Genomic DNA, 26,835 nt, shown 5'->3' with positions numbered 1-26,835 from the left:
CTGCTCGCTCTAGGATTGGAAAAATGTGCGACAGAGTCATGATTTATAAGAGTTTTCATGGCAGTCCTTGAGTATGACGGAGAGCAGTATCGGCCACGCCGCCTCCCCAACAGCCGGGAGTGGCCCGATGGGGACCAATCTGGAATCATATTTTCATTATGTCAATATGTGAAAAGGTATTTTCATTTCTTTCGGATCATGGCAGGGTGACCTCATGAGTAAACACGACGACACACTGGAAGCACGCATCCGGGCTCACTACGAGGCCCTTCCCAAGGCGGAGAAACGCCTGGGCGACATGCTGCTTAGCTTCCCTGGAGAGATCGCTACCTACAGCGCGGGGGAGCTGGCCGAGGCTGCCGGGACGTCGCGTGCCGCCGCCTCGCGCTTCTTCCAGCGGCTCGGGTACAAGGATTTCAATGAAGCGAGACAGCAGGCTCGCGAGGCGAAACGCTGGGGCTCCCCGGTCTATCTCTCCTCGGCGGCCCCGCAGGAACGTCCCTCCATGCCTAGCCAGCCGATTGCTGACCATCTGGCGCAGGAAACCCAGAACCTGATGCAAACCCTGGAGGCGATACGCAGCGATCAGCTCAGGGAGGTCATCGAGGCCATTGCCGGGGCAAGGCAGGTTCATGTGGCCGGGTTCCGCAACAGTTACATGCTGGCCAGCTACCTGCATCGCCAGTTGCAGATATTACGCCCGGGTGTCGGCCTCATACCGAACACCGGACAGACTCTGGCAGAAGACTTGATCGACATCGGCGATGACGATGTCGTGGTGGTGGTGGGGCTTCGGCGGCGGGTGGCCATGGTGTCTCAGGTGCTCGACATGGCCCGCACTCAAGGGGCCAGCACGCTGTTGTTGACCGACCCCTATGCCGATCACGGACTGGAGGCGACGTGGACCTTCACCTGTCAGGTCAACTCCCAGTCTCTGTTCGACAGCTACTCGGCAACCATGAGCGTCCTGAACTTGATCTGCACGCAGCTCTTCCAGCAGAACATTGCCTACAGCCAGGAGAGGCTGAAGCACATCGAAACGCTTCATGACAACTTGGATGAGCTGAATGCGTATGCCTGGCTGACAAAGGAAGAGCCTGGGTGAACAAAGAAAAACCCAACATGACAAAACGACAATAGTTAATGACAGATTGCCTAGGAAGTTAGCTCGACAAGCGCATCGACAACTACAACAGTCTAGCCTTGGAGTAACAGGATATGGCGATATCACCAGATGCCATTTACAGAACAAGCAAGACGCTGGACACCTGGATAGAAAGGGTTTGCGTCTTGATTCTCACCGTCCTGGTTCTTGTGGTATGGCTAGGCATTGTTTCCAGATATGCCCTGCCTTGGAATTTCACGTTTACCGAAGAGCTGGCACGATACCTGATGATATGGGTAGCGCTGCTTTCCGTGTCGATCGGCATATGCAGGCGGCAACATGTAGGCATGCTGGTTCTGTTCGATCGCTTCCCCAGTCGAATGAAAAAATGCCTCGCCGTCAGTTTCGACATCATCGCCATGATTTTCTTTGGTGTTATCTTTTTCTACAGCTTCAATTACGTATCTCGTGGCTTTGATCAAGTCACCATGATCTTCGGTATGCCTCGCGGCATCCCCTACATGATCATTCCCATTGCCTCAGGCCTGGCATGCATACAGCTGTTACTGTCCGCCATCGGCGATCTGTTCAATACCGAACCGGCGCTTGCCGTCAAACGCACCTGAGGAGACTCCACGATGGTTATTGTCGCAACCGCTTTCTTCGGTCTCCTACTCTTGGGCATGCCGGTAGGCATCGTGCTCGGCGTGGCCGGCATGGTCGGCATCCTGGACATGGGGGGCGGCCACTTCCTGGCAATGGTGCCCGACCGATTCTTCTCAGGACTCAACCTCTTCCCCTTCCTCGCCATGCCGTTTTTCATCTTGGCCGGTGAGATCATGAACCGCTCGGGCCTGACCATGAACCTGGTGAGTTTCGCCCAGGCCCTGGTCGGCTGGCTGCGGGGCGGCATGGCTCACTCCAACATGGTGGCATCGGTGATGTTCGCGGGCCTGACCGGTTCGGCCACGGCCGATGCCGCGGCCTTTGGCAACACCCTGGTCCCCGCCATGAAGAAGGCTGGTTACAGCGGCCCCTACGCCTGTGCCGTCACGGCGGCGGGGTCCATCATCGGCCCGATCATCCCGCCTTCCACCCTGGCCATCATCTACGGCTCTCTGATGGGGGTCTCCATCGCCGGCCTGTTTGCTGCCGGGATCATCCCCGGACTGCTGCTTTGCCTGGTGTGCATGTGCCTGATCGCGGCAACCGCGCGCCGGCTCAAGCTGCCCAAGGATGACCGCGGCCCCAGCCTGGCGCGCATCCTGCGGGAGTTCCGCTACAGCATCCTCGCCCTGATCCTGCCGGTCTTCATTCTCGGCGCCATCCTGACGGGTATCACCACGCCCACCGAGGCCGCCGCCTTGGCCGTCTTCTATGCCCTCTTCGTAGGCTGCGTGGTGTATCGCAATATCAGCTGGAAAGATCTGTATGACATGCTAGCGCGCACGGCCCTGATCACTGGTGTCATCTTCCTGATCATTGCCTCGGCGTCGATACTCGGCTGGTGGATGACCTTCAACCAGATCCCTCAGCTGATCGCCGATGGCTTCCTATCCATCTCTGAAGATCCCGCTGTTATCGTCGGCATGATACTGGCCTTGCTGCTGTTCATCGGCCTCTTCATGGACATCAATGCCGCGCTCATCATCCTGGCCCCTGTACTGGCGCCGCTGTCGCTCGCCATCGGCCTTGAGCCGGTGCATGCTGGCATGATCATCATCCTCTCACTGACCATTTCTCTGATGACGCCCCCTGTCGGCGCCTGTCTGTTCGTCTTGGCCTCGGTAACAGGAGAACGCATCGAGGCTATCACGCGATCGCTGTGGCCATTTATCCTGGCACAGCTCCTGGTGTTGGTCGTCACCGCCTACTGGCCGTCGATCTCACTGTTCATCCCTCGGATCCTCGGGCTAGCAGGCTAGCCCAGACGCTTGACCTACCAAGGAGTACACATGACTAACAACAAACTCAAGATTCTTGCCGCTGCCACCCTCACCATGACAATGGCCAGCAGCCTATCCGCTCAAGCAGCCACTACCCTGCGCATCGCTCACTTGAATCCGCCCGACCCCACCGGCAGCCATTCCGCTGCCATGGTGGCTGTCTTCAAGCAGCTTGTGGAAACGGCCACCGATGGCGAAATCAAGGTCGAGGGATACCCGTCGGGGCAGTTGGGGGATGACGCCAACGCCATCAACCAGGTCAGCCAGGGGATCGTCGAGTCGTCGATTTCCTCTGCAGGTGGCGTGGCCGAGCACTATCCGCGAATCGGCATCTTCGACATTCCGTTCGCCTTTCCCAACATTGGGGTGGCCACCGACGTTATCGACCTGTCCAGTGACTTTGGCCAGCAACTGGCAACCGACCTCGAAGAGGAAACCTCAGGCCTCAAGGTTATCGGGCTGATGGACAGTGGTGGCTTCTTCCAGTTTACTAACTCACAGCGTCCCATCGAGTCCATTGAGGACATGGACGGCCTGCGTATCCGCACCATGACCCTCGCGACCCACGAGGCCATGACGAATGCCCTGGGTGCGCGGGCGACACCGCTGGCGTGGTCCGAGGTCTATACGGCGCTTCAGACCGGCGTCGCCGACGGCCAGATGAACCCGATCCAGCAGACCTCCTTCGCCAACTTCGAAGAGGTACAGGACTACCTCACCATCAGCAATCACCTGATCACCCCCTATGTGTGGCTGATCAATGAAGACTTCTACGCCAACCTGCCGGCAGAGCATCAAGAGGTCATCGACTGGGCCTCGGAGATAGCCGTCGATGTCGGACGGTCCATGTCGCGAATCATTGAGGCGTCCGACAAGGGACTTCCGAAGTTGGAAGAAGGCATGGAAATCAATACGCTTAGCCAAGAGGCCCGTGAAGAGTTCATTGAAACCAGCCAGCCTGCAGTTCGTGAGGTTATTGAAGAGCAATATGGGGAAAAAGGCATTGCCCTTCTCGACAGTATGATGAGCGAGATCGAATTTCACTCTAGCAATTAGCACTATTCCTTAAGAGAAGTTCATCACGGATTAGCGTGAAGCAGGCAGGGCTTGAGGGGACGGAATAGAGAAACGGCGGTAAATCCGAGTAAGCTGAAATTCGCCAAAACACCAGCCTACGGACACCGCCGTTGCCATGGGTGCTACCCCGCTCTACCTGTTCTGGAAAGGCTTCACCGTCACCCACCACGAGTTCCTGGATCCTCAGACGCTGCGGTTTCAGCTGGAGCCTGATGACCGAATCCCGCCGGTCTGCAGCGGCTGCGATCATGCCTGTTTCCTGGTGCACGACGTGCATCGCCGGCGCGTCCGCGAGGCGCCGCTGCTGATCTACCGGGTGTAGTTGGAGGTCACGGTACGACGCCTGCGCTGTCCGATCTGTGGCCCGACACGGGAACGCATTGACTGGTTGCCGGGGCGCTCGCCGGTCACCACCACTCTACGTCAGTGGGTGGAGCTTGCTGCCGGTTCAACATGTTGCGGAGCTGGCCAGCCTGCACTGGCATACCGTCAAGACTATCGATAAGCAGCGCCTGCAACGCGATCTGCCAGCACCGGATCCGACTCGATTGCGGCGCCTGATGATGATGGACGAGTTCGCCCTGCATAAGGGACAGCGCTACGCCACGGTGGTTGCCTGCGCCGGCACCCAGCAGGTGGTATGGATCGGCGAAGGACGCTCCCGCGACGCGATCCGCCCGTTTTTCGAGTGGCTGGGTGATGCACGGGAACAGATCGAGGCCGTCGCCATGGACATGAATTCGGCCTTTGATCTCGAAGTTAAGGCTCAAGTGCCCGAATGCCGAGGTGGTTTACGACCGCTTCCATGTGGTGGCCAAGTACGGCCGAGAAGAGATGGATCGGGTGCGCGTCGATCAGGCCAACCAGCTGCGCGATGACAAGGCCGCTCGCAAGGTGATCAAGGGCAGTCGCTGGCTGCTGCGCAACGCCGACAGCCTCAAACCTGAGCAGGCGGTGAAGCTGGAGGAGCTGCTAGCCGCCAATGCGTCATTGACCACGGCGTATCTGCTCAAGGACCAGTTGAAGACTCTGTGGTTTGCCGACGGCGAGGCCGCCGCCCGACACGCCTGGCAAGCGTGGTACGACATGGCCATGGGTAGCGGCATTGAGGCGCTGGGACGCTTCGCCAAACGGCTGGCCCCCTACCTCGAAGGGATCCTGTCCAGTGCTCGGCACCGGCTGAATACCAGTGTGCTGGAGAGCATGAAAAACCGAATCAAGGTCATTAAGCGAATGGCCTACGGGTACCGCGACACGGCGTAATTCTTCCTGAAGATCCGTGCCGCGTTTCCCAGCAAAGTGCGATGAACCAAAAAAAGCCGCGGTGTACTTCGCCAAGAGCCTGAAGTGAATTACGCCTTCATCCACCAACATCGTCGGGCATTCAGCATTCAACGCATGTGCGCAGTGCTCGGCGTCGCCCGCAACGATTACTACGCCTGGCGACAACGTGATGGCACGCTGTCACCCAGGCGCCGTCAGCAGTCGATTCTCGACCAGTGTGGCCCAGGCCTATCACCATCATAAGGGGCGTTCAGGCGCCCCCAGGCCGGCCTTGGTCCTACGTGATGATGGCCTGCCGGTGAACCGGAAAACGGTCGCCGCCAGCCCTCAGCGGCAGGGGTGACATGCCAAGGCGGCGCGCAAGTACAAGGCCACCACGAACTCGCGTCACACGCTGCCGGTGGCACCCAACCTCCTGGAGAAAGACTTCACCGCTGACGCACCGAACCGGAAGTGGGTGGGTGACATCACCTACCTGGCGACTGGAGAGGGCTGGCTCTACCTGGCGGTGCTGATTGACCTGTAGTCCCGCAAGGTGATCGGCTGGGCGATGAGCGAGCGAATGACCGCCGAGCTGGTCGGTGATACCTTACAAATGGCGCTGTGGAGCCGCAAGATGCCTACCGGGGTGATCGTGCATTCGGATCGCGGTAGCCAGTATTGCTCGACCCTGTATCAATCGCTGCTAACCCGGCACGACCTCCAGCGCAGCATGAGCGCCAAGGGCAACTGCTATGACAACGCCTGTGCCGAGAGCTTCTTCCACAGCCTCAAGGTCGAAGCGGTCCATGGCGAACACTTCACGACTCGGGAGGCCATGCGACGGCAAGTATTCGAGTACATTGAACTGGACTACAACCGGCAACGCCGGCACAGGGCCATCGGGATGATCAGCCCAGAGGTTGTCGTGATCGCTTAAGCCGGTGTCCACCAGATCATGCCGTTCGCAGAGTGGCATTTTTCGCCGGTAGGGTAGCGCAGCACCCAGGACCGACTGCCGGAGGGGGTGACCCGCAGGAGCAGGAATAGGGCATCGGCACCACCCACCGCATAGCGTCCGGGAGCGGTGGGGCGCCTCACCTCGATCGCAGATAGCTCACGGGCTTTTCTCGGCATTCAGATTTGTCCCAATAACCGTCCCAATATGGGAGCGCTATTGGATGATAAGCCGTGAGAGGGGATCAAGCAAAGAAGGTGGGTAAATCATTGATCTGAATGGTACCGGTGGTCGGACTCGAACCGACAAGGGCTTGCACCCGGCGGATTTTGAATCCGCTGCGTCTACCAATTCCGCCACACCGGCAACGGCGTGGCATTATACGTGGCCGGCGGGGCAGGTCAATCGCGATATGCATCGGGCGGCCTGACTTGGCGGTCTGGACAGGGTATCCTAGGGCGCGTTTTTTTTCCGGGCGCCCGGCGCCCGAGTTTCACTCCCCTGCCACCGAGCCGAACGAGCCCGAACCGCCATGCAGCGCGCCGACTTTCACTATGAGCTCCCCGAGGAGCTGATCGCCCGTTATCCCTCCGAGCAGCGCAGCGACTGTCGCCTGCTGTGCGTGGATGGCGACAGCGGCGAGCTGGCTCATCGCCGTTTCCCCGACCTGCTCGAGATGCTGGCGCCCGGCGACCTGCTGGTGTTCAACGACACCCGGGTGATTCCCGCCCGCCTGCACGGCCACAAGGCCAGCGGCGGCAAGGTGGAGATGCTGCTGGAGCGTCCCCTGGACGCCCACCGCGGCCTGGCCCATCTGCGCGCCAGCAAGTCGCCCAAGCCGGGCACCGAGCTGCACTTCGAGGGCGGTATCCGGGCGGTGGTGGAGGGGCGGCGCGAGGCGCTGTTCGAGCTGCGCTTCCTCGGCGAGACGCCGATGATCGAGCTGCTCGAGCGCCACGGTCATATGCCCCTGCCACCCTATATCACCCGCGACGACGAGCTCAGTGACCGCGACCGCTACCAGACCATCTATGCCCGCCGCGACGGCGCCGTGGCCGCCCCCACCGCGGGGCTGCACTTCGACGAGCCGCTGCTCGATCGCCTCGCCGAGAAGGGCGTGGAGAGCGCCTTCGTCACCCTGCATGTGGGGGCCGGCACCTTCCAGCCGGTGCGCGCCGACGATATCCGCGAGCACCAGATGCACAGCGAGTGGGTGGAGGTGAACGAGACGGTCTGCGAGCGGGTCCGCGCCGCCCGCGCCGCCGACCGCCGGGTGATCGCCGTGGGCACCACCAGCGTGCGCTGCCTGGAGAGCGCCAGCGCCGGCGGCGAGATCACCCCGCTGCAGGGCGACACCGATATCTTTATCTATCCCGGCTATGAGTGGCGCTGCGTGGATGCCCTGATCACCAACTTCCACCTGCCGGAGTCGACCCTGCTGATGCTGGTCTCCTCCTTCGCCGGCTATGACCAGGTGATGGCGGCCTACCGGGAGGCGGTGCAGGAGCGCTATGCCTTCTTCAGCTATGGCGATGCCATGTTCCTCACCCGCAAGACGCGCTGAGCCCCTTGTTTTCGAGTCGAGATTCCCATGCGTAACGACTGTTTCATGACCTTCGAGCACCTGGCCAGCGATGGCCGGGCGCGGCGTGGCCGCCTGACCTTCCCCCGTGGCACCGTGGAGACCCCGGCCTTTATGCCGGTGGGCACCTACGGCACCGTCAAGGGCATGACCCCGGCCTCGGTGAAGGAGATCGGCGCCGAGATCATCCTCGGCAACACCTTTCATCTCTGGCTGCGCCCCGGCACCGAGGTGATCGAGGCCCACGGCGACCTCCACGATTTCGCCCAGTGGGACAAGCCGATCCTCACCGACTCCGGCGGCTTCCAGGTCTTCTCCCTCGGCGAAATGCGCAAGATCACCGAGGAGGGCGTGCACTTCCGCTCGCCGGTGGATGGCGCCAAGGTCTTCATGGGCCCCGAGGAGTCCATGGCGGTGCAGCGCTCCCTGGGCTCGGACGTGGTGATGATCTTCGACGAATGCACCCCCTACCCGGCCACCGAGCGGGAGGCCGAGCTGTCCATGGAGCGCTCGCTGCGTTGGGCCAAGCGCTCCCGGGACGCCCATGGCGACTCCCCCTCGGCGCTGTTCGGCATCATCCAGGGCGGCATGTACCCGGAGCTGCGCCGCCGCTCCCTGGATGGCCTGCTGGAGATCGGCTTCGATGGCCTGGCCATCGGCGGCCTCTCGGTGGGCGAGCCCAAGGAGGCGATGATCGAGGTCCTCGACTATCTGCCCACCTGGATGCCGGAGGACAAGCCCCGCTACCTGATGGGGGTGGGCAAGCCGGAGGACCTGGTCGAGGGGGTGCGTCGCGGCGTCGACATGTTCGACTGCGTGATGCCCACCCGCAACGCCCGCAACGGCCACCTCTTCACCTTCGAGGGCACGGTCAAGATCCGCAACGCCAAGCACCGCCACGACACCCGCCCCCTGGAAGCGGACTGCGACTGCTACACCTGCCAGCACTTCTCCCGGGCCTACCTGCATCACCTGGATCGCTGCGGCGAGATGCTCGGCTCAATGCTCAATACGATCCATAACTTGCGCCACTATCAGCGCCTGATGGCCGGTTTGCGCGGGGCTATCGAAGCGGGTACATTGGCGAACTTCGTGGAAGACTACTATGCGCGCCGGGGGCTGCCGGTCCCCGAGGCACCGCAATAACCCGGCGGCGCAGCTTGCCCCCGCCGCGGGAACTCCCCGCGGCATACGATTTCCAACCTGTCCAGGAGACACTGACCCATGCTGGATTTCCTTATCGCTCCGGCCCATGCCGAAGGCGGCGGCGCTGCGGGTGGCGGTATCGCCCAGATCGTGATGCTGGTCGGCTTCGTGCTGATCTTCTACTTCCTGCTGTGGCGTCCCCAGGCCAAGCGGGCCAAGCAGCACAAGCAACTGATCGGCGGCCTCGCCAAGGGCGATGAGATCGTCATCGGTGGTGGCCTGGTGGGCCGCGTCACCAAGGTGAGCGACGAGTTCATCAGCCTGGAAGTCGCCGACGGCACCGAGGTCAATGTGCAGAAGAACGCCGTCGCGGCGGTGCTGCCCAAGGGCACCATCAAGTCCATCTGATCCTCGACCGCCCGGCCGCGCCGGGCGGTTTCCCCCGCCCGGCATCCGCCATTTCTTGCGTTAGCAACAAGGCAGGGCTTGCATGCTCAACCGTTACCCCCTGTGGAAGTATCTCCTTATACTTCTGGTTCTTCTCGTCGGCCTGATCTACGCCCTTCCCAACCTCTATCCGGAAGACCCCGCCGTCCAGATCAGCAGCGCCCGCAGCGATATCGCCCTCGACGAGCGTCAACTGACCCGCATCGAACGCGCCCTGGACGAGGCCGGCATCGCCGTCAAGGCCAGTGAACAGAGCGGCGATACCACCCTGATCCGCCTGCTGCACGCCGACGATCAGCTGCCCGCCCGAGAGATCATCTCCGGCCTGGTGGACGACGACCAGGTGGTGGCCATCAACCTGGCCGAATCCACCCCCGCCTGGCTCTCCAACCTGGCCGCCTCGCCCATGACCCTGGGCCTGGACCTGCGCGGCGGCGTGCACTTCCTGCTCGAGGTGGACATGGAGGCGGCCCTGACCCAGCGTCTCGAGGTCAACGCCAGCGCCATGCGCGAACTGCTGCGCGACGAGCGCATCCGCTATCGCGGCACCGAGATCGAGGAGCGCACCCTGACCCTGTCGTTTATCGACGAAGAGGATCGCGATACCGCCCGCCGGTTGATCAGCCGCGAGTTTCCCGACTTCGATTACGAGAACCTCGGCAACGGCCGCGGCGCGGCCTTGGCCATGCGCCTCACCGATCAGGCGGTCAACGAGATCCAGGACTACGCCATCAACCAGAACCTGACCACCCTGCGCAACCGGGTGAACGAGCTGGGGGTGGCCGAGCCCATGGTGCAGCGCCAGGGCCCCAACCGCATCGTGGTGGAGCTGCCCGGCGTGCAGGATACCGCCGCCGCCAAGCGGGTGGTGGGCGCCACCGCCAACCTGGAGTTCCGCCTCGAGGCGCGCCCGGACACCCCGGATGCCGAGACCGAGCGCTTCGCCTTCCGCAATGATGAGTCGCGCAGCGCCGATCTGATGCGCGACGTCATCATCACCGGTGACAGCGTCTCCAGCGCCAGCCGCAGCTTCGACGAGAGCGGCCGCCCCCAGGTCAATATCAACCTGGACGGCACCGGCGGCACCCTGATGAACCGCGCCACCCGCACCAATATCGGCCGCAACATGGCGGTGCTCTTTATCGAGCACAAGACCCGCGATCGGGTGGTGATGGAGGACGGCGAAGAGGTGGTGGTCCGCGACCCCTACACCGAGCGCGGCCTGATCAGCCTGGCCACCATCCAGAGCGCGCTGGGCAACAGCTTCCGCATCACCGGCCTCGATTCCCCCACCGAGGCGGCGGAACTGGCCCTGCTGCTGCGCTCCGGCTCCCTGGCGGCGCCGATCTACTTCGTCCAGGAGCGCACCATCGGGCCGAGCCTGGGGCAGGACAACATCGACCGCGGGGTGATGTCGGTGATGATCGGCCTGCTGCTGGTGGTGCTGTTCATGCTGATCCGCTACAAGGTGTTCGGCATCATCGCCAACCTGGCCCTGGCCATCAACCTGATGCTGCTGGTGGCCGCCATGTCGCTGCTGGGCGCCACCCTGACCCTGCCCGGCATCGCCGGTATCGTGCTGACCCTGGGCATGGCGGTGGACGCCAATGTCTTGATCTTCGAGCGGATACGCGAGGAGCTACGCGGCGGCCTGTCGGTGCAGCAGGCGATCCACGCCGGCTATGAGCGTGCCTTCACCTCCATCATCGATGCCAATATCACCACCCTGCTGGTGGCGGTGATCCTGTTCTCCATCGGCACCGGTCCGGTCAAGGGCTTCGCCGTGACCCTGTCACTGGGGATCCTGACCTCGATGTTCACGGCCCTGCTGGTGACCCGCGCCATGGTCAACCTGACCCATGGCGGCAAGCCGCTGAAGACGCTCCGGATCTAAGAGGTGACCATGAAAACCCTAGTCAATCGCCAGTTCGACTTCATGGGCAAGCGCCGGGTCGCCTTCGCGATCTCCGGCGTGATGCTGCTGGTGTCGATCGTCGCGCTGCTGTTCCAGCAGCTCAATCTGGGCCTCGACTTCACCGGCGGCACCCTGGTGGAGGTACGCTACGCCGTGGCCCCGACCCTGGACACGGTGCGCCAGACCCTGGAGGCCGCCGGCTTCCGCGATGTCTCGGTGCAGACCTTCGGCGCCTCCACCGAGGTGCTGATCCGCCTGCAGCAGGCCTTCGATCCCAATGTCGGCGATCAGGTGGTGGCCCTGCTCCGCGAGGGTGGCGTCGGTGTCGACCTGGTACGCGCCGAGTTCGTCGGCGCCCAGGTGGGCGACCAGCTGCGCGACCAGAGCGGCCTGGGCCTGCTGGTGGCACTCGGCATCGTGATGCTCTACGTGGCCTTCCGCTTCCAGTACAAGTTCGCCATCGGCGCCCTGCTGGCGCTGATCCACGACGTCATTATCGTGGTGGGCGCCTTCGCGCTGTTCCAGTGGGAGTTCGACCTGACCGTGCTGGCGGCGCTGCTGGCGGTGATCGGCTACTCGCTGAACGACACCATCGTCGTCTATGACCGCATCCGCGAGACGATCCGCACCTCGCGCATCGACGATATGCCGGCGATCTTCAACGAGGCGATCAACCTGACCCTGTCGCGGACGCTGGCCACCTCCGGCACCACCCTGCTGGTGCTGCTGGCGCTGCTGCTGCTCGGCGGCGACATGATCCACTACTTCTCCATCGCCCTGATCCTGGGCATCGTGGTGGGCACCTTCTCCTCCATCTATGTGTCCGCGGCCCTGCTGCTGGCGGTGAAGCTCAACCGCGAGGACCTGATCCCGGCCAAGAAGGAAGACCCGGAGGCCGAGGAGCTGCCCTGACCGCGGCAAGCAAGGCAGAACCAGAAAACCCCCGCCGGCATCACCGGCGGGGGTTTTTTCTTGGTGCTTGGCGCTTGTGGCTCGGCGCTTAGAAGTGCGGCTTAAGCTGCTGCATCAGCGCCTTGAAGAGCCGCGGGTTGGCGGCCATCAGCTGCCCCTCGGTGGGCACGCTGGGGGCGCCGTCCAGGGAGCCGATCAGCGCCCCGGCTTCCTTGAGCAGCAGGCTGCCGGCCAGCTTGTCCTGCTCCTCGAGGCCCAGCACGAAGACCATATCGGCGCGGCCGGCGGCCAGCTCGGCCATGTCCAGCAGGCCGCTGCCGCTGGCCAGCTGGACTTCCACCTGGGGGCCCAGGCGCTGGGCCAGGGTCAGGTAGGCGGGGAAGTGGCGGGTGCGCTGCCACAGCTCGGGCAGGCCCAGGGCCAGGCGGCTGCCCTCGATGGCGGACGCCTTGGGCACGCGGATACGCTTGCCGTTGTGCTGGGCCCCCCGGCCGCGGCTGGCCAGGTATTCGTCATCGCTGAAGGGGCAGATAACGATCGCATGCTCCGGGCGGCCCTTGTGCAGGCACACCAGGGAGAGCGCGAAACCGCGACCGGCCACGCTGAGGTTGGAGTAGCCGTGGAAGGGTTCGATCTGCCAGTGATAGTCACGCCCCTCGCCCTGTCCCTCGCGGTACGGGGTGTAGCGGCCGGCCACGCCGTGCTCGGGATAGCCCCGGGCGAGCTGGCGGGTGATCAGGGTCTCGGCATTGCGGGCGGTATCTTCCAGCAGCCGGTCGAGGTTGTGTTCTTCGTGGGCGTTTTCGATGCGCTCACGGATACGCAGAAACTGTTCGGCGGCGCTACGGGCAGCGCGCAGGCCGAATTGGACCATCGGATGCATGATCGGGCCTTGAGGAGTCGGTGACTGTTAAAGAACGGACGCATGGCGTCGACAGATAACGGCGCGAATCCTAGCAGATACCCACCGATTGCGCCACGCACACGGCACCTGTCGACATGCTAAACTCTGCCCCCTTGGATTCAGCAGCCCCAGGTATTCCCCATGCTAGAGCGCATCCGTATCGTGCTGATCGGCACCAGCCACCCCGGCAATATCGGCGGCACCGCCCGCGCCATGCACAACATGGGGCTGGCCGACCTGGCCCTGGTGGCGCCACGCTGCGAGGTACTCACCGCCGACAGCGTCTCCCGGGCCTCGGGCGCCGACCACCTGGTGCACAAGGCCCGGGTCGTCGAGACCCTGGAGGCGGCGGTGGCCGACTGCACCCTGGTGGTGGGCGCCAGCGCCCGCTCGCGCACCCTGCCCTGGCCGATGATCAGCCCCCGCCAGTTGGGCGAACGCCTCCCCGAGGAGCTGGCCGCCCCCGAGGCGCGCCTCGCCCTGGTCTTCGGCCGCGAGGACAGCGGCCTCTCCAATGCCGAGCTGCAGCGCTGCCATGCCCATGTGCATATTCCCGCCAACCCGGACTTCAGTTCCCTGAACCTGGCCACCGCGGTCCAGGTGCTGGCCTACGAGTGTCGCCTGGCCTGGCTCGATCAACAGCAGGACGACGACGCCCTGCCGCCCATGGGCATGGCCGAGAGCGCCCCGCCGGCCAGCCATGCCGACCTGGAGCGCTACTTCGAGCACCTGGAGCGCACCCTGATCACCATCGGCTTCCATGATCCGGCCACCCCGCGCCAGCTGATGGCCCGGCTGCGCCGCCTGATGATGCGCGCCCGCCCCGACAGCATGGAGGTGAATATCCTGCGCGGCATCCTCAGCGCCACCGAGAAGCAGGCCGAGGCGGCGCGGCGCCGCGAGGGTTGAAGGCCGTGGTCAGGGCCCCCACTATGAAGGCATAGCTCTACCCACCGGTCGAGGCCGTCTCCGCGTTGCCGCTCCCTCGGGAGTGGCCACCATCGCCACCAAGGATCACCGCATGTTTCAACGCCTGCGAGAAGATATCAACAGCGTGTTCGCCCGCGACCCGGCGGCGCGCAACTTCCTGGAAGTGCTGACCAACTACCCCGGCCTGCATGCCCTGCTGCTGCATCGCCTGGCCCACTGGCTGTGGAACAAGAACCTCAAGTGGCTGGCGCGGACCCTCTCGAGCTTCTCGCGCTGGCTCACCGGCGTGGAGATCCACCCCGGCGCGCGAATCGGCCGGCGCTTCTTTATCGATCACGGCATGGGGGTGGTGATCGGCGAGACCGCCGAGGTCGGCGACGACGTGACCCTCTACCAGGGCGTCACCCTCGGCGGCACCAGCTGGAACAAGGGCAAGCGCCACCCCACCCTGGAGGATGGCGTCATCGTCGGCGCCGGGGCCAAGATCCTCGGCCCCTTCACCGTCGGCGCCGAGGCCAAGGTCGGCTCCAATGCGGTGGTCACCAAGGCGGTGCCCGCCGGCGCCACCGTGGTCGGCATTCCCGGCAAGATCGTCAAGCGTGACGAGCCGGACATGGAAGAGGTGCCCAACTTCGATCCGGAGCGTCGCGAGGCGATCCGCAAGAAGTTCGGCTTCGACGCCTACGGGGTCAGCCAGGACATGCCCGACCCCATGGCCCGCTCCATGCAGGCCATGCTCGACCATATGCATGCGGTGGACGAACGCATCGAGCGGATGTGCTCCACCCTGCGCAAGCTCGACGCCAGCTACCGGGAAGGCAAGCTGCCGGAGCTGCGCGACGAGGACTTCGCCGAGATCCTCGACGACATGGACGGCTGCTGCCCACCGGCGGAGGCCGACCCATCGCCGCGTCAGGCGCGCCCCAACCCGTCCGACGACAAGGCCACCGGCACCGGGGAATAGTTGACCCTCCTGCTGGGGCTTCCCCATAATGGTGGGCCGACAGCCACTCGCGGCGTCGCCATTGGTGCCGCGACCAAGCGTGCCTCCACTATGCGCCTGACCACCAAAGGACGTTATGCGGTCACCGCCATGCTCGACCTGGCGATGAACGCGAGCCGCGAACCCACCAGCCTGGCCGATATCTCGCGCCGCCAGGAGATCTCGCTCTCCTACCTGGAGCAGCTCTTCGCCCGGCTGCGCCGCGCCCAACTGGTCAAGAGCGTGCGCGGCCCCGGCGGCGGCTACCTGCTGGCGATGGCCCCGGAGGCGATCACCGTGGCCCGGGTCATCGATGCGGTGGACGAATCGGTGGATGCGACCCGCTGCCAGGGCCTCTCCGACTGCCAGCAGGGCGATGTCTGCCTCACCCATCACCTGTGGTGCGAGCTCTCCCGACAGATTCATGGCTTCCTGGATGGCATCACCCTGGCCGACCTGATCGCCCGCCAGGAGGTCCAGCGGGTGGCACAACGCCAGCGGCTGCGCCATACCGACGGCACCATCGCCACTTCCACGCCCTGAGTGGCCCCGTTTTCTTCAGCGAGTCCCGATTCAGCCCATGAGCGCCCCCATCTACCTCGATTATGCCGCCACCACCCCGGTCGACCCCCGGGTCGCCGAGGCCATGAGCCGCCACCTGACCCTGGACGGCACCTTCGCCAATCCGGCCTCGCGCAGCCATATGCCGGGCTGGCTGGCGGAACAGGCGGTGGAGGGCGCGCGCCGCCAGGTCGCCGACCTGATCAACGCCGATCCCCGCGAGATCGTCTGGACCAGCGGCGCCACCGAGGCGGACAACCTGGCGCTGATCGGTTTCATGCGCGCCAACCGTGAGCGCGGCCGCCATCTGGTGACCTCGACCATCGAGCACAAGGCCATCGTCGATACCGCCAAGGCCCTGGAGGCCGAGGGCTTCGAGGTGACCTGGCTGAGCCCGGGGACCGACGGCCGCATCACCCCGGAGCAACTCGCCGAGGCGCTGCGTGACGACACCCAACTGGTCTCGCTGATGGCGGTCAACAACGAGCTGGGGGTGATCCATGACCTGGCGGCCCTGGCCGAGGTGACCCACGCCCATGGCGCCGTCTTCCATGTGGACGCCGTCCAGGCCGCCGGCAAGCTGCCCCTGGACGTGGCGGCCCAGGGCATCGACCTGATGTCGCTCTCCGCCCACAAGGTCTATGGTCCCAAGGGCGTCGGTGTCCTCTATGTGAAGCGCAGCCCCGAGATTCGCCTGGAGGCGCTGATCCACGGCGGCGGCCACGAGCGCGGCATGCGCTCCGGCACCCTGGCCACCCACCAGATCGTCGGCATGGGCGAGGCCTTTGCCCTGGCCCAGTCGGAGGGCGAAGCGGACCAGGCTCACATCGCCGCGCTGCGCGAACGCTTCCTGGCCGGCCTCGCCGACCTGGACGGCATCCATGCCAACACCCGCCTGGAGGCCGCCGTCCCCAATATCGTCAACCTGGCCTTCGACGGCGTGGATGGCGAGTCGCTGCTGATGGCCCTGCGCAACCTGGCCATCTCCACCGGCTCCGCCTGCAACTCCGCCAGCGTAGAGCCATCCTATGTATTGCAGGGCATCGGCGTACCCCGGGCCCGGGCCCTGGCGTCGCTACGCTTCAGCTTCGGTCGTTTCACCACCGAGGCCGAGATCGACCAGGCCCTGGCGGAGATCCGCCACGCCCTGACCCGGCTACGCCGCTGACCCCCACTTCCCTTGCAGGAGGCAAGTCCCATGGCGCAACTCTCGATCACTCCCGCCGCCGCCGAACAGATCCACCGCGTCCTCGACGAACGCGGTCAGGGCCTGGGCCTGCGCGTCTCGGTCAAGCCCAGCGGCTGTTCCGGCTACAGCTATGTGCTCGACTTCGCCGACGAGGCCGAGGCCGATGACGTGGCCTTCGAGGCCCATGGCGCCACCGTCTATGTGGCCCCCGAGGCCCTGGAGATGCTCGACGGCAGCGAGGTGGACTACGTCAACGAAGGGCTGAACCGCTTCTTCCGCTTCAATAACCCCAACGTCAAGGACCAGTGCGGCTGCGGCGAAAGCTTTACCGTCTGAACCAAAGACCCAAGCTGCTTCGCTGGAATGGCTAAGGGGCGCTGAGGATAGTCCGGAGCGAAGCGTCTTTTTCAGGGACGAAAAAGTCGAGCGCCCAGGGAGGGGGTCACAGCGTCTTCGCGTAGTGGCTATCCCCAGGATAGCCCCGAGCCTCAACGGAGGCGGCGCGCACAAGGAACTCTACCGGCGCCGATTGTCCCGGCGGTCGATAAGCCGCTATAATGCGCGCCCATTCGGCGCCTTTTCGGCTCGCCCCGCGGCCACCCGCCGCCGAACCACTTGCCCGAGGCGCCGCCGGCTCTTCCCCAGAGCCCGGCGGCGCCTCGTCATCCTGAAGACCCTGTCCATTCCATTACGGAGACACGCCCCATGGCTATCGAACGCACCCTGTCCATCATCAAGCCCGACGCCGTCGCCAAGAACGCCATCGGCGAGATCATCGCCCGCTTCGAGAAGGCCGGCCTCCGGGTCGTCGCCGCCAAGATGCTCAAGCTGGACGACGACAAGGCCGGCGGTTTCTACGCCGAGCACAAGGAGCGCCCCTTCTTCAAGGATCTGGTCGGCTTCATGACCTCCGGCCCGGTGGTCGTGCAAGTGCTGGAAGGCGAAGACGCCATCGCCAAGAACCGTGACCTGATGGGGGCCACCAACCCCAAGGAAGCCGCCCCGGGCACCATCCGCGCCGACTTCGCCGAGACCATCGACGCCAATGCCGTGCATGGCTCCGACTCCGCCGAGTCCGCCGCGCGCGAGATCGCGTACTTCTTCCAGGACAGCGAGATTTGCCCGCGCTGATCCAGGCCCCGGGCGGGAGCGCTGCTCCCGCCTCCCATGCCGTTTTCCCTTCTCCGACTCGCTGATCGCCATGACCACTACCACGCCCCAACGTACCAACCTGCTCGGCATGACCCGCGAGGCGCTGGAAGCCTTCTTCGTATCGCTGGGCGAGAAGAAATTCCGCGCCGCCCAGGTGATGAAGTGGATCCATATCGAAGGCTGCGACGACTTCGAGGCCATGACCAACCTCTCCAAGCCGCTGCGCGCCAAGCTCCATGAGGTGGCCGAGATCCGTGGCCCCGGCGTGGTCTATGAGGGCACCTCCAGCGACGGCACCCGCAAGTGGGTGCTGGAAGTGGAGGACGGCAGCTATGTGGAGACGGTGCTGATTCCCGCCGAGAACGGCAAGCGCCGCACCCTGTGCGTCTCTTCCCAGGTCGGCTGCTCGCTGGATTGCAGCTTCTGCTCCACCGGCAAGCAGGGCTTCCAGCGCAACCTTACCGCCGCCGAGATCATCGGCCAGGTGTGGGTCGCCCAGCGCAGCGTGGGCCCGCGCCGGGATACCGCCAATCGCCCGGTCACCAATGTGGTGATGATGGGCATGGGCGAGCCGCTGCTCAATTACGACAACGTCGTGCCGGCCATGAAGCTGATGCTCGACGACAACGGCTACGGCCTCTCCAAGCGCCGCGTCACCCTCTCCACCTCCGGGGTGGTGCCGATGATCGACCGGCTCGGCGACGAGCTCGACGTGAGCCTGGCCATCTCGCTGCACGCCGCCAACGACGAGCTGCGCAACGAGCTGGTGCCGCTCAACCGCAAGTACAATATTCGTACCCTGCTCGACGCCTGCCAGCGTTACCTGAGCAAGTGCGACGACACCCGCATGGTCACCATCGAGTACACGGTGATCAAGGACGTCAACGACCAGCAGGAACATGCCAGGCAGCTCGCCGAGCTGCTCGAGGAGCTGCCCTGCAAGATCAACCTGATTCCCTTCAACCCCTTCCCCCATTCGGGCTACGAGAAGCCGTCCCGCAACCAGGTGATGCGCTTCCAGCAGTGGCTCTTTGAACTGGGCTATACGGCACCGATCCGCACCACCCGCGGCGACGATATCGATGCCGCCTGCGGCCAGCTGGTGGGACGGGTGAAGGATCGCACCAAGCGCCACGAACGCTATATCCAGTCGATCCAGATCGACGCCGACTGAGCCGTCGGCCACCTTGACTTCAACCGGTCGGGGCGCTTTGATGGTGAGGCTTTTATCAAGGCCTTGGCCCGGTTCTCGGCCGGCGCCTCAACCCCGTCGTCATGCGAGGATTCGATGACCCGTCGCTCCATCCAGACCCGAACCCCACGCCGCCTGGCCCTTCCCCTGCTGCTGGCCACCAGCCTGGGCGTGGCGGGCTGCGCCGGTCAGGCGGTGCAGCAGTCCAGCACCTCCCCCGTCGAGGCCTATACCGAACTGGGGCTGGGCTACCTGGAGCGCAACAACCTGCCGCGGGCCATGGCCGCCCTGGATCACGCCCTGGAGGCGGATCCAGGCGACGGCGAGGCCTTGCAGGCCATGGCCATCGTCTATCAACGCCAGGGCGAGACGCGCCTGGCCGACGAGTTCTTCCAGCGCGCCCTGAGCAACGACCCCGGCTTTACCCGGGCGCGCAACAACTATGCGGCCTTCCTCTATGATCGCGGCCGCACCCGCGAAGCTTGCGAGCAGTTGGAGCAGGCCTCCCGGGATACCCAGTACAATAATCGCGCCCAGCTGTTCGCCAACCTGGGCCAATGTCAGCAGGAGATCGGCGACGTCGCGGCGGCGCGCCAGAGCCTGGAGCGCGCCCAGTCCATCGACGCCCGCGCCCCGCGCAGCTATTACCTGCTGGCCGAACTCGAGTACGCCCAGGGAAATTATTCGCGTGCCTGGGAGCAGCTGCAGGTCTTTATGCGCCTGGCCGGCGCCACCCCCGACAGCCAGCGCCTGGCCAACCAGATCAGCGCCGCCCGGGGCGGCGACACCTCGTCATCGAATCTGCCGCTGCGTCCTCATGGCACCCTCTGACCCCCGACTCTCGATCAAGGATGCTCAGTCATGAGCGACATGCACGCCCCCTCAACCGATGCGGTATCCACCAGCGACTCTCCCGGCACCCTGCTCAAGGCCGAACGGGAGCGACAGGGCCTCTCCCTGGAGCAAGTCGCCGCGGCCATCAACCTGCGCCCGGCGGTGATCGGCGGCCTGGAAGAGGACGACTACGGCGAGGTGCCCGTCTCCGCTTACCGGCGCGGCTACCTGCGCGCCTATGCCCGCTTCCTGGGCATCGACGATGGCCCGGTGATCGCCGCCTACAATGCCCGCCACGGCAGCCAGGAGGCGGAGCGCCCGGTGACCCCGGTGCAGGTCACCAAGCCGCCGTCGCGGCTCGGTGCCTGGCTCTTCAAGCTGGTCACCCTGCTGGTGATCGCCGGCCTGATCGGCCTCACCCTGCTGTGGTGGCAGAGCCGCGGCGGCAACGAGCTGGCCGGGCTCGAGGACGATAGCCCGGTGGCGGTGGATAGCCTGGATGGCACCCCGGCCGGCGAGCCCAGCCGTGACTGGTCCAGCCAGGTGGCCACCGACCAGGGCCCCGAGCCCGAGGCCCCCGCCATCGAGGCGCCCCGCATCGAGGCGACGCCCCCGGAGGTCGCTCCCGAGAGCGACACCACCCCAGCCGATGATGAGGCCAGCGTGGCCGACGAGGCCGATGCCGCGCCCCCCATCGCCGAGGCGGCCGACGAGCCCGCCGACGAGGAAGAGGCCGCCCCGGTCGCCGCGGATCCGCGGCGCCTGGAGCTGACCTTCAACGAACAGTCCTGGACCGAGATCTTCGACGCCGGCAACCAGCGCATCCTGATCGGCCTGCAGGAGCCGGGGCAGACCGCCAGCGTGGAGGGCGAGCCGCCCTTCCGTCTGACCATCGGCAACGCCACCGGCGTCGAGCTGCGCTACCGCGGCGAGTCCATCGATCTCGGTGCCCGCGCCGGCGCCAATAACGTCGCGCGCTTCACCCTGGGAGAATGACCCTTAGTCCTATGCACGCCCAATCTCCGATCATCCGTCGTCAGTCGCGCCAGATTCATGTGGGTCAGGTGCCCGTGGGAGGCGATGCGCCCATCTCGGTGCAGAGCATGACCAACACCAACACCCTGGACGTGGCCGCTACCGTGGACCAGATCCAGCGCCTGGAGGCCGCCGGCGCCGACATCGTGCGGGTCTCGGTGCCCGACATGGACGCCGCCGAGGCCTTCGGCCAGATCAAGCGGCAGGTGGCGGTACCGCTGGTGGCGGATATCCACTTCGATTACAAGATCGCCCTGCGGGTCGCCGAACTCGGCGTCGACTGCCTGCGCATCAACCCCGGCAATATCGGCCGCGAGGATCGCGTGCGCGCCGTGGTCTCCGCGGCCCGGGACAACGGCATCCCGATCCGTATCGGCGTCAATGCCGGCTCGCTGGAGAAGGACCTGCAGAAGAAGTACGGCGAGCCGACCCCGGCGGCGCTGGTGGAGTCCGCCATGCGCCATATCGATCACCTGGATCGCCTCGATTTCCAGGAGTACAAGGTCAGCGTCAAGGCCAGCGACGTCTTTATGGCGGTGGCCGCCTACCGTGACCTAGCGGGGCGCATCGAACAGCCCCTGCACCTGGGGATCACCGAGGCGGGGGGGCTGCGCTCCGGCACCGTCAAGTCTTCCATCGGCCTGGGCCTGCTGCTGATGGACGGCATCGGCGACACCATCCGGGTGTCGCTGGCCGCCGATCCGGTGGAGGAGATCAAGGTCGGCTATGACATGCTCAAGAGCCTGCGCCTGCGCGCCAAGGGCATCAATTTCATCGCCTGCCCCAGCTGCTCGCGGCAGAATTTCGACGTCATCGGCACCATGAATGCCCTGGAGGAGCGCCTCGAGGACATCATGACCCCGCTGGACGTCTCGGTGATCGGCTGCGTGGTCAACGGACCCGGCGAGGCCAAGGAGAGCGATATCGGCCTCACCGGCGGCAGCCCCGCCAACCTCGTCTATATCGATGGCAAGCCGGCCAGCAAGCTGCGCAACGACAACCTGGTCGACGAGCTGGAGGCGCTGATCCGCACCAAGGTGCGCGAGAAGGAAGCCGCCGAAAAGGATACGATCGCCCGCGGCTGAGGGCGCCCCCATCAAGGAGTCAATGTTGAGCAAGAAGATCCAGGCCATCCGTGGCATGAACGACCTGCTGCCGGAGCAGTCCCCGCTGTGGCAGTACTTCGAGGGCAAGGTGCGTGACCTGATGCGGCGCTACGGCTATGCCGAGATCCGCACCCCCATCGTCGAGCAGACCGCCCTGTTTGCGCGCTCCATCGGCGAGGTCACCGACATCGTCGAGAAGGAGATGTACACCTTCGAGGACCGCAACGGCGACAGCCTGACCCTGCGCCCCGAGGGCACGGCGAGCTGCGTGCGTGCCGCCATGGAGCATGGCCTGCTGCATAACCAGACCCAGCGCCTCTGGTACCAGGGCCCGATGTTCCGCCACGAGCGCCCCCAGAAGGGCCGCTACCGCCAGTTCCATCAGGTCGGGGTCGAGACCTTCGGCTTCGAGGGGCCCGACGTGGACGCCGAGCTGATCCTGCTCACCGCCCGGTTGTGGCAGGAACTGGGGCTGATGGAGCACGTCACCCTGGAGCTCAACTCCCTGGGCTCCCTGGAAGCCCGCGCCGCCTATCGTGACACCCTGGTGGCCTACTTCGAGGCGCATCGCGAGCTGCTCGACGAGGACTCCCTGCGTCGCCTGAGCAGCAACCCGCTGCGCATCCTCGACTCCAAGAACCCGGACATGGCGGCCATGCTGGACGCCGCGCCGCGGCTGATGGATCACCTGGATGCCGAGTCCCAGGCGCACTTCGAGGCCTTGACCGCCCTGCTCGATGGTGCCGGCATCGACTATGTGATCAATCCGCGCCTGGTGCGCGGCCTGGATTACTACTCGCGTACCGTCTTCGAGTGGACCACCAGGGCACTCGGCAGCCAGGGCACCGTCTGTGCCGGCGGCCGCTACGACGGCCTGGTGGAGCAGCTGGGCGGCAAGCCGACCCCGGCGGTGGGCTTCGCCATGGGCATCGAGCGCCTGATCCTGCTGCTCGAGACCCTGGAACTGATGCCCGCCGAGGCCCAGCCGGGCCTCGACCTCTACCTGCTGGGCATGGGCGAGGCCGCCTCCCACGCCGCCCTGCTGCTCGGCGAGGAACTGCGTAGCGCCCTGCCCCGGCTGCGCCTGCAGGCGCACTGCGGCGGCGGCAGCTTCAAGAGCCAGATCAAGAAGGCCGACAAGAGCGGGGCGCGCCTGGCCCTGCTGCTCGGCGAGGACGAGCTGGCCGAAGGCCGTGTGACCGTCAAGTTCCTGCGCGAGGAGCGCGACCAGCAGAGCCTGGACCGGGATAGCCTGGCCCAGGCCCTGCCGGAACTGCTCGCCCCCTGACCCGCGACATATCGATCGACAAGGAGACCGCCCGTGGCGGAGCTGAGAACCGAAGAAGAGCAGGTAGAAGCCCTCAAGCGCTGGTGGAAGGACAACGGCATGGCGCTGGTGGCCGGCGTGGTGCTGGCCGCCGCCGGCCTGCTCGGCTGGAATGCCTGGCAGGGCTACCAGGCCAACCAGGCGGAGGCCGCTTCCCTGCGCTATCAGCAGCTGATCGGCCTGGCCTCCCAGTCGACTCTCGACGAGGCCGGCCTGGCCGAGGCCCAGCGCCTGGTGGACGAGATCACCGATAACCATGGCCGCACCCTCTACGCCGACCTGTCGCGGCTGATCGAGGCGCGCCTGGCGGTGGAGGCCGGCGATCGGGTCGCCGCCCGTGCCGTGCTCGGCGACCTGGTGCAGGGCAGCGATGATGCCTATGTGGGCGACCTGGCGCGGCTGCGCCTGGCCCGCCTGCAACTGGCCGATGACGAGCCCCAGGCCGCCCTGGAGACCCTGGGTAGTGAGCTGGGCGAGTCCCTGGCCGCCCAGCGCGCCGAACTGCGCGGCGATGCCCAGTTGGCCCTGGGCGAGGTGGACGAGGCCCGCCGCGCCTACCGCGATGCCTTGAGCCTGGCCGAGCGCCATGGCCAGGCCCTCTATGGCGTCCAGCTCAAGCTGGATGACCTCGGTCAGGAAGGAGCCGACCAATGAAACCGACCCTGGTGATCGCCTGCGCCGCCCTGGCGCTGCTGGCCGGCTGTGCCAGCAAGAGTGAACCGCAGTACCCGCCCAAGGCCCTGGAGGCCTTCGAGGCCAGCAGCGAGCTGCGCGCCGACTGGAGCCGCGGCATCGGCGACGGCCTGGGCCGTGCCAGCTACCCGATCAGCCCGGCCCGCGACGGCGATACCCTGTTCGCCGCCGATGCCGAGGGTCGCCTGATGGCCATCGACGCCAATAGCGGCGACGTCGAGTGGCGCCAGGACCTGGGGGAGGCCATCTCCAGCGGCATCACCGCCGTGGCCGGGCAACTCTACCTGGGCACCCGCAACGGCGAGGTACTGGCCCTGCGCCAGGCCGACGGCAGCGTCGAGTGGCGCGCCCGGGTGCCCAGCGAGGTGCTGGCCGCCCCCCAACCCAACCAGCAGCTGCTGGTGGTGCAGAGCGTCGACGGTAGCGTCACCGCCCTGGATCGCGCCAGCGGCGCCGAGCGCTGGGTCTACGCCGCCAACGAGCCGGCCCTGACCCTGCGCGGCACCGGCACCCCCCAGGTGATCGAACCGGTCACCTTCGCCGGTTTCGCCAACGGCCGCCTGGTGACCCTCGACAACCGCAGCGGCCAGCCGCTGTGGGACCTGCGGGTCGCCGTGCCCCAGGGCCGCAGCGAGATCGCCCGCCTGGTCGACCTGGACGGTCAGCCGCTGCTGACCCCGGACGGTCGCCTCTACGTGACCAGCTATAATGGCCGCCTGGTGGCCCTGGAGGCCACCACCGGCGAGGTGATGTGGGAACGCGACCACTCCAGCTACCTGACCCCGCTGCTGGTGGGCGACTTCCTGTTCACCGTCAACGAGGCCGGCCATGTGCTCGCCCTGGACGCCCTCAACGGCCAGCCGATCTGGCGCAACGAGGACCTGGAGGGGCGCTGGCTCACCGCCCCGGCCTTCGCCGACGGCAAGCTGGTGTTCGGTGACTTCGAGGGTTACCTGCACCTGCTGGAGGCCCGCGACGGCGAGCTGGCCGGCCGTACCCGCATCAACCGTTCCGGCATCATGCTGCGCCCCCTCACCGAGGGCCGCCAGATCCATGTGCTGGCCAACGACGGGCGACTCGAAGCCCTGACCATTCGCGAGACACCATGACCCCTGTAATTGCCCTGGTCGGCCGCCCCAATGTGGGCAAATCGACCCTCTTCAACCGGCTGACCCGCTCGCGGGACGCGCTGGTGGCCGACTTCCCCGGCCTGACCCGCGACCGCAAGTACGGTAACGGACGCCTCGGCGACAAGCCGTTCACGGTGATCGACACCGGCGGCATCAGCGGCGACGAGGAAGGCATCGATGCGGCCATGGCCGAGCAGTCCCTGGCCGCCATCGACGAGGCCGATATCGTGCTCTTCCTGGTGGATGCCCGGGCCGGCCTCAACGTGGCCGACGAGGCCATCGCCAACCACCTGCGCGTCAACCAGAAGAAGACCTGGCTGGTGGTCAACAAGACCGATGGCCTGGAGGAGCACTCGGCCATGGCCGACTTCTGGCAGCTGGGCCTGGGCGGTGATCCCTGGCCCATCGCCGCCGCCCATGGCCGCAACGTCAGCCGGCTGATCGAGGAGGTGCTCTCGCCCTTCCCGGAGCAGCCCGAGGAAGAGGCGGTGCCGGAGCGGGACGACGGCATCCGCATCGGCGTCATCGGCCGCCCCAATGTGGGCAAGTCGACCCTGGTCAACCGCCTGCTCGGCGAGGAGCGGGTGGTGGTCTTCGACGAGGCGGGCACCACCCGCGACGCCATCGAGATCCCCTTCGAGCGCCGCGGCCGGCCCTATGTGCTGGTGGATACCGCCGGTATCCGGCGCCGCAAGAACGTCCGCGAGATCGCCGAGAAGTTCTCCATCATCAAGACCCTGGAGGCGATCAAGGAGTGTCATGTGGCGGTCATGGTGCTGGACGCCCGCTCGGGCCTGGTCGAGCAGGACCTGCACCTGCTCGACTATGTGCTCTCCAGCGGCCGCGCCCTGGTGCTGGCGGTCAACAAGTGGGATGGCCTGGAGAGCGAGCAGAAGGACAAGATGCGCGCCGAGATCAAGCGCCGCCTGGGCTTCGCCGACTACGCCGACCTGCACTTTATCTCGGCCCTGCACGGCACCGGGGTGGGCGACCTCTACCCCTCCATCGAGCGGGCCTTCGCCTCCTCCACCACCCGCTGGTCCACCAATCGCCTGACCACCATCCTCCAGGACGCGGTCGGCGAGCACCAGCCGCCGCTGGTGCGCGGGCGGCGCATCAAGCTGCGCATGGCCCACCAGGGCGGCGCCAACCCGCCGATCATCGTGGTCCATGGCAACCAGACCGCGTCGCTGCCGGAGGCCTACAAGCGCTACCTGACCAACACCTTCCGCAAGGTGCTCAAGGTGCGCGGCACGCCGATCCGCTTCGAGTTCCGCTCCGGCCATAACCCCTATGACGCCGATGCCGGCGCCAGCGACCGGGAGAAGGCCAAGAAGCGCGAACTGGGTCGCACCAAGGAGGCGCGCAAGAGTCGCCGCTGAGCGCGAGCGCGCCCTTGCTTCACCGCCGCCCGGTGGCATCCTGGATGCCCCGGGCGGCGGCGTTTCC

At 65.6% G+C, this 26,835-nt stretch carries 24 protein-coding genes, 1 tRNA gene and 2 pseudogenes; 25 read left to right on the top strand and 2 right to left on the bottom strand.

What is annotated here, in order from left to right; all coding sequences use genetic code 11:
• The first annotated feature begins 214 nt into the window (after positions 1-214).
• From ACQ1W9_RS03460 to ACQ1W9_RS03435, 6 genes and pseudogenes are all read left to right on the top strand, one after another.
• A complete protein-coding gene (locus ACQ1W9_RS03460) occupies positions 215-1,105 on the top strand; it encodes a MurR/RpiR family transcriptional regulator (RefSeq protein ID WP_431025332.1) in 891 nt (296 codons plus the stop codon).
• Between the two features lie 113 nt (positions 1,106-1,218).
• Positions 1,219-1,731 (top strand): TRAP transporter small permease, encoded by a 513-nt coding sequence (locus ACQ1W9_RS03455; protein ID WP_431025331.1) that lies wholly within the window; start codon positions 1,219-1,221, stop codon positions 1,729-1,731.
• Between the two features lie 12 nt (positions 1,732-1,743).
• On the top strand, positions 1,744-3,030 hold the full coding sequence (locus tag ACQ1W9_RS03450) for a TRAP transporter large permease (RefSeq protein ID WP_431025330.1): 1,287 nt from the start codon (positions 1,744-1,746) through the stop codon (positions 3,028-3,030).
• A 30-nt stretch (positions 3,031-3,060) separates the two neighbouring features.
• Positions 3,061-4,107: a DctP family TRAP transporter solute-binding subunit gene (locus ACQ1W9_RS03445; protein WP_431025329.1), complete on the top strand. Its 1,047-nt coding sequence runs from the start codon at positions 3,061-3,063 to the stop codon at positions 4,105-4,107.
• A 136-nt stretch (positions 4,108-4,243) separates the two neighbouring features.
• Positions 4,244-5,391: pseudogene (locus tag ACQ1W9_RS03440) on the top strand (ISL3 family transposase).
• Positions 5,392-5,439: 48 nt separating this feature from the next.
• Positions 5,440-6,331 (top strand): annotated as a pseudogene (locus ACQ1W9_RS03435) (IS3 family transposase); the annotation flags it as partial.
• Positions 6,332-6,628: 297 nt separating this feature from the next.
• Here the strand turns inward: ACQ1W9_RS03435 and ACQ1W9_RS03430 are convergent.
• A tRNA-Leu gene (locus ACQ1W9_RS03430) sits at positions 6,629-6,715 on the bottom strand.
• Between the two features lie 166 nt (positions 6,716-6,881).
• Here ACQ1W9_RS03430 and queA point away from each other — a divergent pair.
• The 5 genes from queA to secF all read left to right on the top strand — a co-directional run bounded on the left by queA (position 6,882) and on the right by secF (position 12,351).
• On the top strand, positions 6,882-7,913 hold the full coding sequence (gene queA, locus ACQ1W9_RS03425) for a tRNA preQ1(34) S-adenosylmethionine ribosyltransferase-isomerase QueA (protein ID WP_431025328.1): 1,032 nt from the start codon (positions 6,882-6,884) through the stop codon (positions 7,911-7,913).
• A gap of 45 nt (positions 7,914-7,958) precedes the next feature.
• The gene (gene tgt / locus ACQ1W9_RS03420; protein WP_431026403.1) at positions 7,959-9,077 is read left to right on the top strand and encodes a tRNA guanosine(34) transglycosylase Tgt; all 1,119 of its coding nucleotides are present in this window, start codon (positions 7,959-7,961) and stop codon (positions 9,075-9,077) included.
• 78 nt (positions 9,078-9,155) lie between these two features.
• On the top strand, positions 9,156-9,485 hold the full coding sequence (yajC, locus tag ACQ1W9_RS03415; RefSeq protein WP_431025327.1) for a preprotein translocase subunit YajC: 330 nt from the start codon (positions 9,156-9,158) through the stop codon (positions 9,483-9,485).
• A gap of 82 nt (positions 9,486-9,567) precedes the next feature.
• On the top strand, positions 9,568-11,418 hold the full coding sequence (gene secD, locus ACQ1W9_RS03410; protein WP_346061472.1) for a protein translocase subunit SecD: 1,851 nt from the start codon (positions 9,568-9,570) through the stop codon (positions 11,416-11,418).
• 9 nt (positions 11,419-11,427) lie between these two features.
• Positions 11,428-12,351 (top strand): protein translocase subunit SecF, encoded by a 924-nt coding sequence (gene secF / locus ACQ1W9_RS03405; RefSeq protein ID WP_346061471.1) that lies wholly within the window; start codon positions 11,428-11,430, stop codon positions 12,349-12,351.
• Between the two features lie 88 nt (positions 12,352-12,439).
• Here the strand turns inward: secF and ACQ1W9_RS03400 are convergent, their stop codons facing one another.
• Positions 12,440-13,234, bottom strand: coding sequence for an inositol monophosphatase family protein (locus ACQ1W9_RS03400; RefSeq protein ID WP_346061470.1), 795 nt, complete (start codon positions 13,232-13,234; stop codon positions 12,440-12,442).
• A gap of 162 nt (positions 13,235-13,396) precedes the next feature.
• Between ACQ1W9_RS03400 and trmJ the strand changes: the two genes are divergently transcribed.
• The 14 genes from trmJ to der all read left to right on the top strand — a co-directional run bounded on the left by trmJ (position 13,397) and on the right by der (position 26,768).
• A complete protein-coding gene (gene trmJ / locus ACQ1W9_RS03395) occupies positions 13,397-14,164 on the top strand; it encodes a tRNA (cytosine(32)/uridine(32)-2'-O)-methyltransferase TrmJ (protein ID WP_431025326.1) in 768 nt (255 codons plus the stop codon).
• Positions 14,165-14,255: 91 nt separating this feature from the next.
• Positions 14,256-15,149, top strand: a complete 894-nt coding sequence (gene cysE, locus ACQ1W9_RS03390; RefSeq protein WP_431026402.1) for a serine O-acetyltransferase — start codon at positions 14,256-14,258, stop codon at positions 15,147-15,149.
• A 90-nt stretch (positions 15,150-15,239) separates the two neighbouring features.
• Positions 15,240-15,710, top strand: coding sequence for a Fe-S cluster assembly transcriptional regulator IscR (gene iscR, locus ACQ1W9_RS03385; protein WP_431025325.1), 471 nt, complete (start codon positions 15,240-15,242; stop codon positions 15,708-15,710).
• 37 nt (positions 15,711-15,747) lie between these two features.
• Positions 15,748-16,896: an aminotransferase class V-fold PLP-dependent enzyme gene (locus ACQ1W9_RS03380; protein ID WP_431025324.1), complete on the top strand. Its 1,149-nt coding sequence runs from the start codon at positions 15,748-15,750 to the stop codon at positions 16,894-16,896.
• A gap of 30 nt (positions 16,897-16,926) precedes the next feature.
• A complete protein-coding gene (locus ACQ1W9_RS03375) occupies positions 16,927-17,253 on the top strand; it encodes a HesB/IscA family protein (protein ID WP_431025323.1) in 327 nt (108 codons plus the stop codon).
• Between the two features lie 369 nt (positions 17,254-17,622).
• Positions 17,623-18,048 (top strand): nucleoside-diphosphate kinase, encoded by a 426-nt coding sequence (gene ndk, locus ACQ1W9_RS03370; RefSeq protein WP_346061465.1) that lies wholly within the window; start codon positions 17,623-17,625, stop codon positions 18,046-18,048.
• Positions 18,049-18,118: 70 nt separating this feature from the next.
• Complete coding sequence (rlmN, locus tag ACQ1W9_RS03365; protein ID WP_431025322.1) at positions 18,119-19,243, top strand: 23S rRNA (adenine(2503)-C(2))-methyltransferase RlmN; 1,125 nt, start codon at positions 18,119-18,121, stop codon at positions 19,241-19,243.
• Positions 19,244-19,357: 114 nt separating this feature from the next.
• Positions 19,358-20,092: a type IV pilus biogenesis/stability protein PilW gene (gene pilW / locus ACQ1W9_RS03360; RefSeq protein WP_431025321.1), complete on the top strand. Its 735-nt coding sequence runs from the start codon at positions 19,358-19,360 to the stop codon at positions 20,090-20,092.
• A 30-nt stretch (positions 20,093-20,122) separates the two neighbouring features.
• The gene (locus ACQ1W9_RS03355) at positions 20,123-21,091 is read left to right on the top strand and encodes a RodZ domain-containing protein (protein WP_431025320.1); all 969 of its coding nucleotides are present in this window, start codon (positions 20,123-20,125) and stop codon (positions 21,089-21,091) included.
• Positions 21,092-21,102: 11 nt separating this feature from the next.
• The gene (ispG, locus tag ACQ1W9_RS03350) at positions 21,103-22,215 is read left to right on the top strand and encodes a flavodoxin-dependent (E)-4-hydroxy-3-methylbut-2-enyl-diphosphate synthase (RefSeq protein ID WP_431025319.1); all 1,113 of its coding nucleotides are present in this window, start codon (positions 21,103-21,105) and stop codon (positions 22,213-22,215) included.
• A gap of 25 nt (positions 22,216-22,240) precedes the next feature.
• Positions 22,241-23,524 carry a histidine--tRNA ligase gene (gene hisS / locus ACQ1W9_RS03345; protein WP_346061460.1) on the top strand — a complete coding sequence of 428 codons (1,284 nt, stop codon included), beginning with the start codon at positions 22,241-22,243 and terminating at the stop codon, positions 23,522-23,524.
• Between the two features lie 33 nt (positions 23,525-23,557).
• Positions 23,558-24,217 (top strand): YfgM family protein, encoded by a 660-nt coding sequence (locus ACQ1W9_RS03340; protein WP_431025318.1) that lies wholly within the window; start codon positions 23,558-23,560, stop codon positions 24,215-24,217.
• Positions 24,214-25,365 (top strand): outer membrane protein assembly factor BamB, encoded by a 1,152-nt coding sequence (gene bamB / locus ACQ1W9_RS03335; RefSeq protein ID WP_431025317.1) that lies wholly within the window; start codon positions 24,214-24,216, stop codon positions 25,363-25,365. The genes ACQ1W9_RS03340 and bamB overlap by 4 nt, the downstream gene beginning before the upstream one ends.
• Positions 25,362-26,768: a ribosome biogenesis GTPase Der gene (der, locus tag ACQ1W9_RS03330; RefSeq protein ID WP_346061457.1), complete on the top strand. Its 1,407-nt coding sequence runs from the start codon at positions 25,362-25,364 to the stop codon at positions 26,766-26,768. Before bamB ends, der begins: the two co-directional genes overlap by 4 nt.
• Positions 26,769-26,835: the final 67 nt, after the last annotated feature.

This window comes from Halomonas sp. H5 (assembly GCF_050613175.1).
Lineage (GTDB): Bacteria > Pseudomonadota > Gammaproteobacteria > Pseudomonadales > Halomonadaceae > Bisbaumannia > Bisbaumannia salifodinae.
The sequence above is the reverse complement of the archived record's forward strand: the minus strand, read 5'-3'. Positions and strand labels throughout refer to the sequence as shown.

Excerpts from the sequence above, each read along its gene's own strand:
- trmJ (WP_431025326.1), top strand. The coding sequence starts at position 13,397 with ATGCTAGAGCGCATCCGTATCGTGCTGATCGGCACCAGCCACCCCGGC.
- ACQ1W9_RS03375 (WP_431025323.1), top strand. The coding sequence starts at position 16,927 with ATGGCGCAACTCTCGATCACTCCCGCCGCCGCCGAACAGATCCACCGC.
- ndk (WP_346061465.1), top strand. The coding sequence starts at position 17,623 with ATGGCTATCGAACGCACCCTGTCCATCATCAAGCCCGACGCCGTCGCC.
- ispG (WP_431025319.1), top strand. The coding sequence starts at position 21,103 with ATGCACGCCCAATCTCCGATCATCCGTCGTCAGTCGCGCCAGATTCAT.
- ACQ1W9_RS03450 (WP_431025330.1), top strand. The coding sequence starts at position 1,744 with ATGGTTATTGTCGCAACCGCTTTCTTCGGTCTCCTACTCTTGGGCATG.
- ACQ1W9_RS03355 (WP_431025320.1), top strand. The coding sequence starts at position 20,123 with ATGAGCGACATGCACGCCCCCTCAACCGATGCGGTATCCACCAGCGAC.
- ACQ1W9_RS03445 (WP_431025329.1), top strand. The coding sequence starts at position 3,061 with ATGACTAACAACAAACTCAAGATTCTTGCCGCTGCCACCCTCACCATG.
- secD (WP_346061472.1), top strand. The coding sequence starts at position 9,568 with ATGCTCAACCGTTACCCCCTGTGGAAGTATCTCCTTATACTTCTGGTT.
- ACQ1W9_RS03400 (WP_346061470.1), bottom strand. The coding sequence starts at position 13,234 with ATGCATCCGATGGTCCAATTCGGCCTGCGCGCTGCCCGTAGCGCCGCC.
- tgt (WP_431026403.1), top strand. The coding sequence starts at position 7,959 with ATGACCTTCGAGCACCTGGCCAGCGATGGCCGGGCGCGGCGTGGCCGC.
- iscR (WP_431025325.1), top strand. The coding sequence starts at position 15,240 with ATGCGCCTGACCACCAAAGGACGTTATGCGGTCACCGCCATGCTCGAC.
- secF (WP_346061471.1), top strand. The coding sequence starts at position 11,428 with ATGAAAACCCTAGTCAATCGCCAGTTCGACTTCATGGGCAAGCGCCGG.
- ACQ1W9_RS03455 (WP_431025331.1), top strand. The coding sequence starts at position 1,219 with ATGGCGATATCACCAGATGCCATTTACAGAACAAGCAAGACGCTGGAC.
- der (WP_346061457.1), top strand. The coding sequence starts at position 25,362 with ATGACCCCTGTAATTGCCCTGGTCGGCCGCCCCAATGTGGGCAAATCG.
- pilW (WP_431025321.1), top strand. The coding sequence starts at position 19,358 with ATGACCCGTCGCTCCATCCAGACCCGAACCCCACGCCGCCTGGCCCTT.
- ACQ1W9_RS03380 (WP_431025324.1), top strand. The coding sequence starts at position 15,748 with ATGAGCGCCCCCATCTACCTCGATTATGCCGCCACCACCCCGGTCGAC.
- bamB (WP_431025317.1), top strand. The coding sequence starts at position 24,214 with ATGAAACCGACCCTGGTGATCGCCTGCGCCGCCCTGGCGCTGCTGGCC.
- rlmN (WP_431025322.1), top strand. The coding sequence starts at position 18,119 with ATGACCACTACCACGCCCCAACGTACCAACCTGCTCGGCATGACCCGC.
- ACQ1W9_RS03460 (WP_431025332.1), top strand. The coding sequence starts at position 215 with ATGAGTAAACACGACGACACACTGGAAGCACGCATCCGGGCTCACTAC.
- queA (WP_431025328.1), top strand. The coding sequence starts at position 6,882 with ATGCAGCGCGCCGACTTTCACTATGAGCTCCCCGAGGAGCTGATCGCC.
- yajC (WP_431025327.1), top strand. The coding sequence starts at position 9,156 with ATGCTGGATTTCCTTATCGCTCCGGCCCATGCCGAAGGCGGCGGCGCT.